This is a genomic window from Gorillibacterium terrae, assembly GCF_051594785.1.
In the GTDB taxonomy this organism is placed as follows: domain Bacteria; phylum Bacillota; class Bacilli; order Paenibacillales; family NBRC-103111; genus Gorillibacterium.
On record NZ_JBPPGI010000004.1, the window covers coordinates 131,152 to 145,177 of the forward strand.

Annotated in this window: 16 protein-coding genes; 12 read left to right on the forward strand and 4 right to left on the reverse strand. The window is 58.4% G+C overall.

What is annotated here, in order from left to right; all coding sequences use genetic code 11:
* Window positions 1–27: 27 nt before the first annotated feature.
* Together ACSEXS_RS15675 and ACSEXS_RS15680 are read left to right on the forward strand one after the other, a co-directional pair.
* Window positions 28–1,215: an NAD(P)/FAD-dependent oxidoreductase gene (locus ACSEXS_RS15675; RefSeq protein ID WP_438434177.1), complete on the forward strand. Its 1,188-nt coding sequence runs from the start codon at window positions 28–30 to the stop codon at window positions 1,213–1,215.
* 16 nt (window positions 1,216–1,231) lie between these two features.
* Window positions 1,232–1,486: a hypothetical protein gene (locus tag ACSEXS_RS15680; protein ID WP_438434178.1), complete on the forward strand. Its 255-nt coding sequence runs from the start codon at window positions 1,232–1,234 to the stop codon at window positions 1,484–1,486.
* A gap of 146 nt (window positions 1,487–1,632) precedes the next feature.
* Here ACSEXS_RS15680 and ACSEXS_RS15685 read toward each other — a convergent pair whose 3' ends face one another.
* From ACSEXS_RS15685 to hemQ, 3 genes are all read right to left on the reverse strand, one after another.
* A complete protein-coding gene (locus ACSEXS_RS15685) occupies window positions 1,633–2,988 on the reverse strand; it encodes a PFL family protein (RefSeq protein ID WP_438434423.1) in 1,356 nt (451 codons plus the stop codon).
* 410 nt (window positions 2,989–3,398) lie between these two features.
* Window positions 3,399–3,668, reverse strand: coding sequence for an ACT domain-containing protein (locus ACSEXS_RS15690; protein ID WP_438434424.1), 270 nt, complete (start codon window positions 3,666–3,668; stop codon window positions 3,399–3,401).
* Window positions 3,669–3,920: 252 nt separating this feature from the next.
* Window positions 3,921–4,670, reverse strand: a complete 750-nt coding sequence (gene hemQ / locus ACSEXS_RS15695; protein WP_438434179.1) for a hydrogen peroxide-dependent heme synthase — start codon at window positions 4,668–4,670, stop codon at window positions 3,921–3,923.
* A 252-nt stretch (window positions 4,671–4,922) separates the two neighbouring features.
* On the opposite strand from hemQ, the gene ACSEXS_RS15700 reads away from it, so the two are divergent.
* The 10 genes from ACSEXS_RS15700 (at window position 4,923) to zapE (ending at window position 13,020) form a co-directional block, all read left to right on the forward strand.
* Window positions 4,923–5,378: a hypothetical protein gene (locus tag ACSEXS_RS15700; RefSeq protein WP_438434180.1), complete on the forward strand. Its 456-nt coding sequence runs from the start codon at window positions 4,923–4,925 to the stop codon at window positions 5,376–5,378.
* 403 nt (window positions 5,379–5,781) lie between these two features.
* Entirely contained in the window at window positions 5,782–6,978 is a 1,197-nt protein-coding gene (locus ACSEXS_RS15705) for a glycoside hydrolase family 5 protein (RefSeq protein WP_438434181.1), read from the forward strand.
* Between the two features lie 148 nt (window positions 6,979–7,126).
* Window positions 7,127–7,321 carry a DUF2933 domain-containing protein gene (locus ACSEXS_RS15710; RefSeq protein ID WP_438434182.1) on the forward strand — a complete coding sequence of 65 codons (195 nt, stop codon included), beginning with the start codon at window positions 7,127–7,129 and terminating at the stop codon, window positions 7,319–7,321.
* 37 nt (window positions 7,322–7,358) lie between these two features.
* Window positions 7,359–7,616, forward strand: coding sequence for a hypothetical protein (locus tag ACSEXS_RS15715; RefSeq protein WP_438434183.1), 258 nt, complete (start codon window positions 7,359–7,361; stop codon window positions 7,614–7,616).
* Window positions 7,617–7,695: 79 nt separating this feature from the next.
* A complete protein-coding gene (locus tag ACSEXS_RS15720) occupies window positions 7,696–8,412 on the forward strand; it encodes a response regulator transcription factor (RefSeq protein WP_438434184.1) in 717 nt (238 codons plus the stop codon).
* A complete protein-coding gene (locus tag ACSEXS_RS15725) occupies window positions 8,399–9,808 on the forward strand; it encodes a sensor histidine kinase (RefSeq protein WP_438434185.1) in 1,410 nt (469 codons plus the stop codon). Before ACSEXS_RS15720 ends, ACSEXS_RS15725 begins: the two co-directional genes overlap by 14 nt.
* Window positions 9,805–10,026, forward strand: coding sequence for a hypothetical protein (locus ACSEXS_RS15730; RefSeq protein WP_438434186.1), 222 nt, complete (start codon window positions 9,805–9,807; stop codon window positions 10,024–10,026). The genes ACSEXS_RS15725 and ACSEXS_RS15730 overlap by 4 nt, the downstream gene beginning before the upstream one ends.
* A gap of 22 nt (window positions 10,027–10,048) precedes the next feature.
* Window positions 10,049–10,306, forward strand: coding sequence for an FAD/FMN-containing dehydrogenase (locus ACSEXS_RS15735; RefSeq protein WP_438434187.1), 258 nt, complete (start codon window positions 10,049–10,051; stop codon window positions 10,304–10,306).
* Window positions 10,307–10,513: 207 nt separating this feature from the next.
* Window positions 10,514–12,001, forward strand: a complete 1,488-nt coding sequence (locus tag ACSEXS_RS15740) for a replication initiation and membrane attachment family protein (protein ID WP_438434188.1) — start codon at window positions 10,514–10,516, stop codon at window positions 11,999–12,001.
* Window positions 12,002–12,051: 50 nt separating this feature from the next.
* Window positions 12,052–13,020: an AFG1/ZapE family ATPase gene (gene zapE, locus ACSEXS_RS15745; protein WP_438434189.1), complete on the forward strand. Its 969-nt coding sequence runs from the start codon at window positions 12,052–12,054 to the stop codon at window positions 13,018–13,020.
* 96 nt (window positions 13,021–13,116) lie between these two features.
* On the opposite strand, the gene ACSEXS_RS15750 is transcribed toward zapE, so the two are convergent.
* Window positions 13,117–13,923, reverse strand: a complete 807-nt coding sequence (locus ACSEXS_RS15750) for a GNAT family N-acetyltransferase (RefSeq protein ID WP_438434425.1) — start codon at window positions 13,921–13,923, stop codon at window positions 13,117–13,119.
* Window positions 13,924–14,026: the final 103 nt, after the last annotated feature.

Sequence of the window (14,026 nt, forward strand, 5' to 3'; positions counted from 1 at the left end):
ACATTGGGACGGAAAGGATTAGGAGAGATGAGCCGTATACCCCGCATAGTCATTCTCGGAGCCGGTTACGGAGGTGTGGTTACCGCAATTCGGCTGCAAAAGCATTTGAACTACAACGAGGCTGACGTGACGCTTGTCAATAAGCACGAGTATCACTACATCACGACGCATTTGCATATGCCCGCGGCCGGAACCGACAAGCCGGAGAATGCCCGGGTCGACATTTCCAAGCTGATCGACGAATTCAAGATCGACTTCGTGAAATCCACGGTGGCGCAGATTCGTCCGCAGGATAAAAAGGTGATTCTCGAGGACAGCACGCTGTCCTATGATTATTTGGTGATCGCGCTCGGCGGCGAGCCGGAAACCTTTGGGATTCCCGGGCTGAAGGAGCATGCGCTCAGCATTCGCAGCTTGAACAGCGTCCGCTACATCCGTGAGCACATCGAATTCCAGTTTGCCAAGTTCAAGCAGGAGCCGCAGCGCAAGGACTACCTGACCTTCGTCGTCGGAGGAGCCGGCTTCACCGGCATCGAATTCCTGGGCGAGCTGGCCGACCGGCTGCCCAAGCTGTGCCGCGAATTCGACGTCGATCCGTCGCTGGTTCAGATCATCAACGTGGAGGCCGCGCCGACCGCGCTGCCGGGCTTTGACCCGGAGCTGGTGGAGTATGCGACCAACGCCTTGAAGGAGAAGGGCGTGGTGTTCCGCCTCGCTACCGCCATCAAGGAGTGCACGGAGGACGGCGTGATTCTGGCCAGCGGCGAGACGATCAAGGCCGGAACCGTCGTTTGGACGGGCGGCGTCCGGGGCAACAAGCTGCTGGAGGACGCCGGCTTCGAGACCATGCGCGGCCGGGTCGTTGTCGACTCGTACCTGCGCACCAAGGAATACGACCATGTCTACGTGCTCGGCGATTGCTCGATCGTGCTGAACGAGCAGGGCAAGCCGTACCCGCCGACCGCCCAGATTTCCATTCAGCAGGCCGAGGTGTGCGCCCATAACCTGATCGCCACTATCCGCAATTCGCCGCTGAAGGAATTCGCTTACCACAACCGCGGAACCGTCGCTTCGCTCGGCAAGGGCAACGCCGTCGGCGTCGTCGGCAAGTACAAGATGAAGGGGTACAAAGCGGCGATGATGAAGAAAGTTATCGACGTCCGTTATCTCTATATCATCGGAGGCATCCCGCTGGTTCTCAAGAAGGGCCTCTAAGGAAGGAGGGCCGCCCATGCGGCATTGCAGCGTTCAGGTCCGGGGGCTGTTGACCCGCGACGAGCTCGACCGCTACAACGCTCTTCTCGAGGTCGGCTCGTTCCTGGAGTCGCAGAAGCGGTACGACCTGTCCTACACCGTTCAGCAGGAAGTCGACCGGTTGGTCCAACCCGCCATCGAGCGGTTGAAGGAGAAGGGCCGCCAGCGCGACCGGGCCGACGAGGAATACTTGGCCTCCTTAAGGGCGCAGGCGGAAGAAGCGGACGATTAGGCGCTCGCCCCGACATTGATGTCTTTACAAAGTAAAACGCGTTTCATCGGCAGCCTTCCCGGAAGGGAAGCTGGACGAGGAAACGCGTTTTTTGACGTTCGTGGCGTTTGTTTGATGTTCCTGAAAAAGGAAACTTTCGCTCCGCTTCAGTTTTTGAAGCTGTGGATCGGGGCGGGAATGCGGCCGCCGCGGGCGATGAACGGCTCGCAGCTGAATCCGTTCACGGCCATCACCGGCGCATAGCCGAGCAATCCGCCGAATTCGACCATCTCGCCGACGTCCTTGCCGATGACCGGGATGATGCGGACGGCGGTGGTCTTCTGGTTGATCATGCCGATCGCCGCTTCGTCGGCGATGATGCCGGAGATCGTTTCCTTCGTTGTGCTGCCGGGGATGGCGATCATGTCGAGTCCGACGGAGCAGACGCAGGTCATGGCTTCCAGCTTCTCCAGCGTCAGGGCGCCCTTCTGAACGGCCTCAATCATCCCGTGATCCTCGCTGACCGGGATGAAGGCGCCGCTCAGGCCGCCGACGTAGGAGGACGCCATGACGCCGCCCTTCTTGACGTTGTCGTTCAGGATGGCGAGCGCCGCCGTGGTGCCGGGCGCACCGGCCTGTTCCAGCCCCATCACCTGGAAGATCTCGGCGATGGAATCGCCGATCTCCGGCGTCGGGGCGAGGGAGAGGTCGATGATGCCGAACGGCACGCCGAGCCGCTTGGACGCTTCCTGGGCGACGAGCTGGCCGACGCGGGTAATCTTGAAAGCGGTCCGCTTGATCGTCTCGCAGAGGGTCTCGAAGTCCTGCCCCTTCGCTTCCTCCAGCGCCCGCTTCACCACGCCGGGTCCGCTGACGCCGACGTTGATGACGCATTCGCGCTCGCCGACGCCGTGGAAGGCTCCGGCCATGAACGGGTTGTCTTCCACCGCGTTGCAGAAGACGACCAGCTTGGCGCAGCCGATGGAATCGCGCTCGGCGGTCAGCTCCGCCGTCTGCTTGATGATCTCGCCCATCAGCTTGACGGCATCCATGTTGATGCCGCTGCGGGAAGAGCCGACATTGACCGAAGCGCAGACCCGATCGGTGACGCGGAGCGCCTCCGGGATGCTCTCGATCAGGATGCGGTCGCCCTTCGTACAGCCCTTCTGCACGAGCGCCGAGAAGCCGCCGATAAAGTTGACGCCGACCTGCTTGGCGGCGCGGTCGAGCGCTTCCGCCACCGGCACGTAGCTGTCCGTCTTGAGGCTGCCCGCGGCGATGGAAATCGGCGTCACGGAGATGCGCTTGTTGACGATCGGCACACCGAATTGCTTCTCCAGGTCCTCGCCGGTTTTGACGAGGTGCTCGGCGGAGCGGGTGATCTTGTCGTAAATGTTGTCGCAGAACACGTTGAGCTCGGAATGCGCGCAGTCCATCAGGCTGATGCCCATGGTGATGGTGCGCACGTCCAGGTTCATCTCGCGGATCATTTTATTGGTTTCCTGCACTTCCACCAGTGAAATCAAGGCGAACGAGCCCCCTTTGAATTTTAATAAAATCTGACGCTCGGCAAGCGCCGGACTCCGCAACCGAGCGAAATTCTGCCCGGCGAACGCCGGACTCCGCGGTCTAGTTCCGAAAAGCGCTCGGCCATCGCCGGATTCCGCAGTCTAGAGCGAGGTTCCGATCGCTGTTGTTTTGCGGGGCCTGATTGGAAGAAGAGCTTCAAGGTGGGCCCCGAAAAACAAAGGCGACCGCTGCGCTTCTCCACCCCGCTCCGACCGCTCCATCCTTATTCGCAGCAGTCGATTCTGCCCGACGAACGCCGGATTCCGCAGTCTAGAGCGAGGTTCCGATCGCTGCGCTTCTCCACCCCGCTCCGACCGCTCCATCCTGGTTCGCCGAATGCAATAGCGTCGCCGTTTCCGGCGGATCAGATCCGGTGCATGATGTTGAAGATATCCTCGTGCTGCAGCTTGATCTCTACGCCCAGCTCCTGACCGACCTGCTGCAAATCCTCGACGAGCGACTCCAGGCTCTTCGCCGCGTTCGAGATATCGACGATCATCATCATATTGAAATACCCCTGGATAATCGTCTGCGAGATGTCCAGGATGTTCACCTGCTGCTCGGCCAGATACGTGCAGACCTTGGCGATGATGCCCACCCTGTCTTTTCCCAGAACCGTGATAATGCCCTTCACCTGAATACAGCCTCCCTCGACGGATAAGCGATAGATGTCCACGCGGACACGCGCCTCCATATTTCAACCATTATGGCAAATGCGGCGGAAAGCTTCAACCAAGGATTTTTTGTCGGTGTGATGAATGGCGGCGATGGAGTGAAATCTGCGGGCTTCACGAGCGGCAAAAAAGCGCGGCACTTCCCCGCGAAGGGAATCGCCGCGCTGTTCTTGTCTGCCGGAAGGCTAATCGAGCCGCCTCCAGCCAGGCAATTATTTAATGCCGAGCCAATCGCCGAGGCGCCCGGAATCCAGTCGGTTGCCGACGTGGAAGCCGCCGAAGTCGCCGTAGCGGGCGCTCACCTCGTCGAAGCGCATTTCGTAGACGATCTTCTTAAACTGAATCGGATCGTCGGAGAACAGGGTGACGCCCCATTCCCAATCGTCGAGGCCGACGGAGCCGGTGATGATCTGCTTGACCTTACCGGCGTAATTGCGGCCGATCATGCCGTGGCTGCGCATCATCGTCCGGCGCTCCTCCATGCTGAGCATGTACCAGTTGTCCGAGCCTTGGCGGCGCTTGTTCATCGGGTAGAAGCAGATGTGCTCGGTCCGCGGCAGGGTCGGCTTGAGGCGGGCGACAATGTCCGGGTCCTCCATCGGATCGACGCCGGGCTTGGCCAGGTAGTTCGAAAGTTCGACGACGGACACGTACGAGTAGGTCGGAACGGTAAATTCGGCGATCCGCGACCGATTGAAGGCCAGCTCAACCTTCTCCAGCTCCTGCAGGGTCGGGCGCAGATGCATGAGGACGAAATCGGCCTTTTGGCCGACAATGCTGTAGAGGACGGTGCTGCCCTGGCGGGAAGATTCACTGAGCGCCCATTCGTCGAGCAGGTTTTTCCATTCGGTCAGGGCTTCCTTCCGGCGTTCGGCGGGAGCGGCCTTCAGCGCCGTCCAGTCGATCCGGCGGAAATCGTGTAGGGCGTACCAGCCCTCCAGGGTTAGAACGGCTTCATTCATCAGATAACACTCCTAACGGCTCAGGTTGACGGTAAACGTGCTATCCCGATTGTAGCGCAATCGCAGGAACGAGGGCAAACCGCCAGGGAGGCATGAGTGGGAAGGCCCGGTTCACACGCCAGGCGGAAAAGGCGGGAGGATTTTTTATCGAAGGCCGAATAAGCTTTGTGCTATGCTTGTGGTAAATCGAGGGAACGGGCCTTTTCGGTTTGGAAGAGGCTTCAAGTATTCGAGATAAAGGTGGAGCTTCTAGTGAAAAAAGGCGGGATCCATCTGTTAATGGCTGCGGTCGTGCTCATTAGCGGCTGTTCTTCAACCAAAAACCTCGACAGCAGCTCATTGAAAACCTTCCGCAAGCAGATGAACCGGGATATTCCCGGCATGACTTCCTTTAAAACGGTAGCCAAACCGACCAGGGTGCTGTTCCGGTGCGCGTTTAAGAAGGAACCCGAAGCCACGGTGCAAATGGATGTGGTCAAGCGGACGGATGACTATATGCGTACCGATGCTTTCAAGACGGAAGTGTTGGAAGCGTACTTTAAGTCATTCAGCAAAGACCGCATTCTCCCCGATATCGTCATTCCCATGGACACGGACCGGGACGGCGAAGCGAATTTTGAGTACTATGCCGCATTTGAAAAAAATGGCGAGTGGTCTTGGCATTATAACGATTATAAGGGCAAGCACCAGAAAATCGAATTACCTTAGCGCGAAAAGCTTAAACAAGAAGCCAAAGAATGAAAAAAGTAGCTGAGCGACCTTTCGCTTAGCTTCTTTGGTTTGGCTTCACCGTTGTCTTTTAATAGAAGGTTCTGAGCGGGAGAAAGTACCCGGCCTCCAGGCTTACATGGGACAAGCCTCGAAGCGGAAAATAGAGGAATAGGAAGATCCATAAACGAAAATCTATTTCCATAAAAAGCGTTTACATATATACAAAAGGAAATGGAAAATGCTAGAATAGAGTTAGCGGTAAACTTTGCTCCTGCAAGCGGTTTTGAGGTTTTCGTGAAGCCCGGCTGCAGGGTGTTTGATTAAACGGAAACGAGGTGAGCTGCAATTTTTTAAAGAGAATCACTGTCGTATAATCCAAATTTGAATGGAGGGCGTGGAAATGGTTTCGAAAAGAAAAGTAACTCCCGTTTGCCTGCTCGTCGCGGTATTGATGATCGTCTCTGGCTTATCCGGCTGGACTCCGACGGCAAAAGCGTTCGCTCAACTGAATGCTTCGCAGATCGTCCAGCAGATGGGGGCGGGCTGGAACCTGGGCAACCAGCTGGAGGCAAGCTCCAACGGAATTCCGAGCGAGACAGCTTGGGGCAATCCGACCATTACGAAAACGCTGATTCAAAAGGTAAAAGCCGCAGGCTTTAAAACGATCCGCATTCCGGTTTCCTATTTGAACTATATCGGGAGCGCGCCGAATTATACGATTAACGCGACGTGGTTGAACCGGATTAAGACGGTCGTAGACTATGCCTACAGCGAAGGCTTGTACGTCATTATCAATATTCATGGAGACGGTTACAATTCGGTACCCGGCTCCTGGCTGCTGGTCAACGGCGGCGATCAGACGACGATTAAGGCCAAGTATCAGAAGGTTTGGCAGCAAGTGGCCGCCACGTTCGTCAACTATGATGAGCATCTGATCTTCGAGTCGATGAACGAGGAGTTTGACGGGACTTATGGAGCGCCCAATTCCGCGTACTACGCGAACCTGAATGCCTATAACCAAATCTTCGTGGATACGGTTCGGAAGACGGGCGGCAATAACAGCGCGAGATGGCTGCTGATCCCGGGCTGGAATACGAACATCGATTACACGACTGGCAATTACGGCTTTGTGCTGCCGACCGACACCTATCGGTCCTCTACAGTGCCGAGCAGCGAGAAGCGGATCATGATCTCCGCCCATTACTATTCGCCCTGGGACTTCGCAGGCGAAGAGTCGGGTACCATCATCCAGTGGGGCGCAACCGCGACCAACCCGTCCAAGAAATCGACCTGGGGACAGGAGGATTACTTGAACGCCCAGATGAAGGCCATGTACGATAAGTTTGTGACGCAGGGGTATCCGGTGGTCATCGGCGAATTCGGCTCGATCGATAAAACGGCCCTCGACAGCACGAACAACACGTATCGGGCCGCCTATGCCAAAGCCGTCTGTGCGGCGGCCAAGAAATACGGGGCCGTTCCGGTCGTCTGGGATAACGGATACAACGGCCAGTACGGGTTCGGGCTGTTCAACCGCTCGACCAACACCGTCACGCAGCAGGGAATTATCAATGCGATCCTGAGCGGGATGAATTGATTCGCAGATTTAGAACCAAGGAGCCAAGCGGTTTGTTCTCGCTTGGCTCTTGTTTTTTTGCGTTCCGCGCCGGACCCACATCGTTTCTCCATATTCCGCTGGTACTCTAGATTCTGCAACAAGAAAGCGTCCTGAAAGGAGAATGGCGATGGATTGGTCCTGGCTTACCTTATTGGCTTGTCCGTTGATGATGGTCGTGATGATGCTGGGAATGATACGGGGGAAGGGACACGGCGCACCGTCGGACAACGCATCGCCGCAACCCGGCGTTCAGGCTCAGTTGGATGAGCTTAAGCAAGAGAACGAGCGGCTGAAGCAAGAGATGCGGAGGCTCACTCCGTAACAGAACCGGTACGATAATTCCCGAAGGAGGAAAAATCATGAACTGCTGCGGTCATTCCCACGACGCAGGAACTCACCAAGCGAACGGCCAGCCTGCGGGGCGGTCCCGCAAACGCAATTGGATCATGGGGATCGGCTGCGCGCTTCCGGCGATTCTTGTCGGACTCTATTTGGCCGTGAACGGCGGCGCGGGAGCCGGCGGCCCGGCGCGTTCGGTTCTGCCCTATCTGGTCATGCTGATCTGTCCGCTGTCCCATCTGGTTCTGATGCCGCTTCTGGCCAAGCGCCGCCGCTAGCCTTTTGTGCGGGAAGCAAGCGCGAGGCGGTCGTGGTATTATGAAGGGATAGAATTCAATCGGAAAAGGTGGGTGCCGCATGTCCCAGCTTCGGGTGCTGGTCGTGGATGACGAATGGAAAATGCGAAACCTGCTGCGGATTTTCTTGACGCGGGAGGGGTTCGAGGTCAAGGAGGCCACCAACGGACATGAGGCGCTGCAGCTCGCGCGGCAAGAAGCCTTCGATGTCGTCCTGCTCGATGTGATGCTGCCCGACATGGACGGATGGCAGGTGTGCAAGAAGATTCGCGAGAGCAGCCGAGTCCCGATTCTGATGCTGACCGCGCGTTCCGAGACGAAGGACAAGGTATACGGGCTTGGCATCGGAGCGGACGATTATTTGACCAAGCCGTTTGAACCCGAAGAGCTTCTGGCCCGCGTCTATTCGCTGATCCGCCGCTCCGCCAATCTGCCGGTTCCCGATACCCGGGAAGCCGCGCTGGAGTTTCCTCGGCTTCGGATCTTGCCGCAGGGAAGGGACGTCCTTATCGCCGGCCGTCCGGTCGAATTTACGCCGAAGGAATTCGATCTGCTCGTCATCCTGGCGAGCAGCGAGCACCGCGCTTTCACGAGGGACGAGCTGGTTCAGTTGATCTGGGGAGAAGAATACGAGGGAGAAGTGCGCGTCGTCGATACCCATATCAAGAACATTCGGGAGAAGGCGCAAAAGGCGGGGCTCGGCTACAATCCGATCCAGACGGTTTGGGGCATCGGCTACAAGTTCAACGGGACGGTTCCTGCGCATGGCGAAGAATAAAATCGGCCTCAAGCTGGGCCTCGTCATTCTGACCGCCTTCGCCGTGGTGATCCTTTTGCTCGGGTGGACGACCAACCGGATGTTCACGAACTTTTACACGGCGGAGATGCGAACCGAGGCGGAGGAGCTTACCGCCCATTTCGCCGCCATGAGCGAATCGCCGGAGCTGATGTCCGAGGAAGCGCTGCTGACCTTTGCCGATTTCTCCAACGTCCGCGTTCTGTATGTTTCCCGCCAAGGGCAAATCGTGGCGCATTCCGGCCCGGACGAGGCTTTGGACCCGATGCTCGTCAAGTCGGAGGAGCTCGCCCCTCTGTTCGCCGGCGGAAAGATGGAGCGGGAATATACCGATGCCAAGGGAGAGCGCTATTACCTGGCAGCCCGGGCGGTCTTGAACAAAACCGGAGAGCCCGGGCAAACCGCGGTATACGTCCTGTCCTCCACCCGGCATATGGACGAATCCATCGCAGCGGTCCGCCGGGTGCTGGCGCTTGCGGGGGCGGGGGCCTTTTTGCTGGCGCTCGGCATCACCTGGATCATCGCCATTCGGGTGTCGAGTCCGCTGCTGGCTATGCAAGCGGCCACCCGGAGCATGGCGGCGGGCGATCTGGAGACTCGGCTCGCGGTGCATGGCAAGGACGAGATGGGTGCGCTCGCGGAGTCGATCAATCACCTGGCGATCGGGCTGCAGCGGTACCGGGATTCGCGCCAGGAGTTTTTTGCCAACATCTCGCATGAGCTTCGAACGCCCATTGCGTACTTGGAAGGGTACGCCGAGGTGCTCCGTAAGGGCCTCTACGAATCGGAAGCGGAGAGAGACGCTTATCTCGATATCGTTCACGAGGAAGCCGTTCGTCTCCAGCGGCTGGTGGACGATCTGTTCGAACTGGCCAAGATGGAGGAAGGCAAAATCAGCTTATCTCTGGAATGGATCGATCTCGCCGAATTGGCGCAGAGCGCCGTTCAGAAAATCAAGCTGAAGGCCGACGAAAAGCGGCTGACGCTGCAAACGAAGCTCAACTCCCAGGTACCGCTTCTCTATGGAGACGGTCTCCGGATGGAGCAGGTTCTCTTGAACCTGCTGGAGAACGCCGTTCGGTATACGGAGAAGGGCTCCATCCTCGTCGAGCTGGACGAACGGCCCGAATACGCTTTTATGGCGGTGGAGGATACCGGGATCGGCATTCCCGAAGCGGAGCTTTCTAACATCTTTGAACGCTTCTATCGCGTGGAGAAATCCCGGTCGCGGCAGCATGGCGGGACCGGCCTCGGGCTGCCGCTCGCGAAGAAGCTGGTCGAGCTCCAAGGCGGACAACTGCTCGTATTCAGCCAACCGGGACGCGGAACCCGGTTTGAGATCCGCTGGGCGCCCGAGCGCGGGGAGGAACAACCATGAAAAAAGCGGACTGGCTGATCGCGGCCGGGTTTCTCGCCATGGGAACGGTTTGTCTATTCTTATCGGCTTCGTCGTTTCACGGGATGCCGATGAGGAGAATGGGGATGGGCCGGCTCCCCTGGGGCCGGGCTTGCCTGGCGGCGATGATCGTCGCCGGGATGGTCGGACTCGCTTATTGGATTTGGATTTCAATGCACAACAAAAAAAACGGTTCATGACATCCAGAGGAGGATAACGGATATGAAAAAGAAAAAAATTGGACTTGGCCTTGCGGCGTGCGCTTTGATTCTAAGCGCAGGGACGGTTGTGGCCTCGGCGGCTTCGGGAACAGACGGGGTCTTTTCCGCTCCGGGCAGCGGCGGTTCCTTCTTCGAACGGATGCTGCCGCATGCGAGGCAGATGCACCCGGCTCTCTCGGACGAGCAGCTTCGGGAGATGGCGGCGGGCTGCAGCCGGACGGGCGAAACCGGCCGATTCGGCATGATGAACGGACGCTGAACGAACTTAATGGGAACAGGGAAATAGCCCTCGCCTAGACCGCGGGGGCTTTTCATTTTATCCCCGTGCTTTGAGGCAAATCAGGATAGTCCTGCCTAAACCTGCGGAAAAGAGGAAAATCTTTTTTGTCGCCGCGCCCCCCTGACGTGTCGATTTGTGTGGTAGAATGGTAGAACGATATCTGCGCGAGAATGGGGTTTTGCTGTCATGCGCATGACCAATATGCTGCACTTTACCGAGAATCACCGGTTCTGCGTATTTCGGGACTTTTCCCTGAGCAGCCTGGATTATAAGATGCTGACCAAGATGTATCAGCCGATGGTCGGCGCGTTTGCCATCGGGGTTTATTCGACGTTGTACCAGCAGTTGGAGGGCGACCGCGTCGGCTTCTCCTCGCTGGAGCAGCAGCGGACGCTGTTCCTGTCGTTGGACCTGGAGCCGGGCGAACGCGGCCGCAAGATCTTCATTGAACAGACCTCGAAGCTGGAGGCGGTCGGCCTCCTGCAGACCGTGCGCCGCTTCTTGCCGGAAAGCGACGATTACGTATTCGAGTACCAGCTCTATGAGCCGCTGTCACCGGCGGAATTTTTCCGCAATCAGCACCTGACGTACCTCCTGCGGGACAAGGTAGGCAAGTTCACGCTCCTGTTCCTGAAGGACGAGCTGGTGGCGAGCGAGCCGGAGGGCTTCACGGACGCCAACGGCGAGAACTTGTCGGTGCCGTTCTACGAGCTGTTCCGGCTGAACACCCAGGTGTTCGACTACGAGCTGGAGCAGGGCTTCGCCGAGGCGGCGACGACCCGCGATTCGAAGGTCAAGCTCGACGTCGTCTCCAAGGGCTTCGCCTATGCCGATATCATCCAGCGCTTCCCGCGCGGATCGCGCAACCGCGATTACGTCGAAGCGCTCAAATACCGCCAGGACCAACTGGCGGAGATCAACATCATCGCCAAGAAATACGACCTGACGCTGCAGGAGACCTGCCGCCTGCTCGACGAGGACTCGGTCTTCGACGAGGACGGCTCGCTGCGCCATGATGTGCTGCAGTACAAGTCCAATCTCTATTTCCGCCAGGGCAAAAAACGCGAGGACGAGCTGGAGCGGACCTTGAACAAGGTGGTCCCGCTGCGCCCCGCCGAGGAAGACGGCGCCGAGGAGAAAGTGGTGGAGATGGCCTACTACCTCGAGGTGCCGACGATCTTCCAGGGCCAATGCGACCAGCACCAGTACAACATGATCATGCGCAACGACCCGTACACGAAGGTGCTGAAGCGGTTCTTCTCGCAGGGCAGCGTGCCGGACGGCGTGCTCGACGTGTTCGAGAAGATCGACCTCAACTACAAGCTGCCGGAGGAAGTCATCAACGTGCTGATTCATTACATGCACGTCAGCCGCCGTTCCTGGGCCAAGTCCTCCATCGAGGCGGTGGCGTCGGACATGCTCGGCAAGCAGGTGCTCACCTACGAGCAGGCCGTCGAGTATACGCGCGACCGGGCCAAGCTGAAGGAGCGGACGGAGACGGCGGCTTCAGGCAAGGGCGGCACGGGAGGCCGGGGATCCGGCGGGCGCGGCCGGGGCAAGCAGAAGCCGGCGCTGCCGACCGTCAAGAACGGCGGCAAGGCCGGAACGAAGCTGTCCGCCGAGGAATTCGAGGAAATGGTCAAGTGGGCCGAGAAGCTGGACGGAAATCCGTGATTTTCGGAAGAGCGCAATCGGTCGAAGCAGCGTAGAAAGGAGGGGCCGGCATGGAGTCGTTGTCGCACGCCCTGAAAGGAATGATCAAGCCGGAGTACCGCCGCATGGCAGAAGAGAAGAGCCGCGAGCTGATGGCCGATCCGCTGTTTCGGAAATGGAGCGCGCGGTACCCGTTCGTCACCGACGAAGACCTGAAGCCGCACCTCAACGCCGTCTATCAATTTCTGAAGGAATACAAGGTCTGCACGACGGCCTGTCCGGGTCTGGCGAATTGCCCCAATGATTTGCAGGGCCACTATACGACGCTCGTCGCCGAGCAGGACGGCGGGGAGACGAAGATCTACGACCAGCGCACGCCCTGCAAGCGATTCAAGGCCTTCGAGGCGCAGAACGCCGTGCGCCGCCGCATCCGCAGCTTTTATGTGGACGACCGGGCCCTCAACGAAGGCTATTCCCATTCGGAAATTCTCAAGATCGATCCCGACCGGGCGGCGGAAGCCAAGCGGATCATCGAATACGTGCAGACGACCAAGGAGAAGGGGCTCCAGCCGTACGGCCTCTATCTGGAGGGCGAGCACGGAGTGGGCAAGACCTTCCTCATGTGCTACCTGCTCTACGAGCTGGCCAAGTCGGAGCTCGGCGGGGTCATCGTCTACATGCCCGATTTTGCCGAAGACCTGAAGTCGATGTTCGAGGAGCCTCAGCGGCTCAAGGAAACCATCGATCTGCTCAAGGAGACCGACCTGCTGGTGTTCGACGACATCGGTGCGGAGAACCTCAACCCATGGCTGCGCGACCATGTGCTGGGCTCGATCCTGAATTACCGGATGGACCGCAAGCCGACGTTCTACACGTCCAATCATGACCTGGCTACGCTGGAACGGCATTTTGCCTTCACCAGCCGCGACGGCGAGGACGAATCGCGCGGCCGTCGGCTGATGGAGCGCATCCGCCCGTTCGTCGAAGTCGTCCCCCTGAACGGCAGCAACAAACGGGGCATGGGACGGACGCGGGGATAAGCGGCGCGAGGGCCATTCCGACTGAACGTAAAGAAGCTTCCCGAATCGCCAAGGCGGTTCCGGAAGCTTCTTTGTTATCGCCAGCAGGCCCGGGGCTTAGGAGAAACGGATGTCGGCGATGCGCCCCTTTTCCTCGAAGCCCAAGCTGCGGTATAGTAGGTTTGCCGCAGGATTCTTCACGTCCGCATACAGCGTCGGAATTAAGCCTTCGGCCAAGATGAGCGAACACAGACCGGCCACAGTGGCCCGGGCATATCCCTGATTGCGGAATGGCCGGGGAGTGTACACTTCATTGATTCGGGCCAGGCGCGGTCCGCGATGGGCGATTTGGGCCATGGAGACGGGGCGATTATCAACCCGCCAAAGATAGAGATTTCCCCTATGAATGGCATTCTCCGCCTTCGACCGCAGACTCTGTGGGTCATCTGCGATACCAAGTGCATCTGTCGAAAAGCCGGCCATGAATTGGGCGACTTCGTCGATATTCCGTTCTTCGGCCGGGTGCAGGCTGCCCTGGGTGGGCTCGGGCAGTATCAGCTTGGGACAAAGGTAAGACTCCGTAAGCAGATATAGGTGACCGCTGAGTCCAGTGGCTTGGCCGTAGATTCGGGAAAAGCGCTCGGCGGTATCCGGCTCTCCGATGATGCCGGGATGGCGAACTCCTGGGAAGTAAAGCAATTCCTGAACCCGTTCGTTCTTGTGCTCCTCCGTCAGCTCCTTTGCCAGCCACAGCCAGCCGCTGCGTCCTTTGTTCTGGACGAACAGCATTGTTTCATCGGGCGTTTTCAGGCACAGCGCGTCCTGCGCTTCACAGATCGGTTTGACCATCTGATACGGAATCTCGTCTCGGAGGAACGGAGCACGATCCAGCATCGGATCGCTCCGGTCGAAAGTTTGCAGCATCCCCAATTCGCTTCATCTCCCTTGATCTTTCAAAACATCCTTTGAGCCGCTGCACGGATCGAGCGGCCCCCCCTTTGCGTCGCTTCAAGTGTTTTCCATTCTA

Coding starts and splice junctions, on each gene's coding strand:
- ACSEXS_RS15705 (WP_438434181.1), top strand. CDS start 5,782: ATGGTTTCGAAAAGAAAAGTAACTCCCGTTTGCCTGCTCGTCGCGGTA.
- ACSEXS_RS15710 (WP_438434182.1), top strand. CDS start 7,127: ATGGATTGGTCCTGGCTTACCTTATTGGCTTGTCCGTTGATGATGGTC.
- ACSEXS_RS15730 (WP_438434186.1), top strand. CDS start 9,805: ATGAAAAAAGCGGACTGGCTGATCGCGGCCGGGTTTCTCGCCATGGGA.
- ACSEXS_RS15715 (WP_438434183.1), top strand. CDS start 7,359: ATGAACTGCTGCGGTCATTCCCACGACGCAGGAACTCACCAAGCGAAC.
- ACSEXS_RS15740 (WP_438434188.1), top strand. CDS start 10,514: ATGCGCATGACCAATATGCTGCACTTTACCGAGAATCACCGGTTCTGC.
- ACSEXS_RS15680 (WP_438434178.1), top strand. CDS start 1,232: ATGCGGCATTGCAGCGTTCAGGTCCGGGGGCTGTTGACCCGCGACGAG.
- ACSEXS_RS15725 (WP_438434185.1), top strand. CDS start 8,399: ATGGCGAAGAATAAAATCGGCCTCAAGCTGGGCCTCGTCATTCTGACC.
- ACSEXS_RS15750 (WP_438434425.1), bottom strand. CDS start 13,923: ATGCTGCAAACTTTCGACCGGAGCGATCCGATGCTGGATCGTGCTCCG.
- hemQ (WP_438434179.1), bottom strand. CDS start 4,670: ATGAATGAAGCCGTTCTAACCCTGGAGGGCTGGTACGCCCTACACGAT.
- ACSEXS_RS15720 (WP_438434184.1), top strand. CDS start 7,696: ATGTCCCAGCTTCGGGTGCTGGTCGTGGATGACGAATGGAAAATGCGA.
- zapE (WP_438434189.1), top strand. CDS start 12,052: ATGGAGTCGTTGTCGCACGCCCTGAAAGGAATGATCAAGCCGGAGTAC.
- ACSEXS_RS15675 (WP_438434177.1), top strand. CDS start 28: ATGAGCCGTATACCCCGCATAGTCATTCTCGGAGCCGGTTACGGAGGT.
- ACSEXS_RS15735 (WP_438434187.1), top strand. CDS start 10,049: ATGAAAAAGAAAAAAATTGGACTTGGCCTTGCGGCGTGCGCTTTGATT.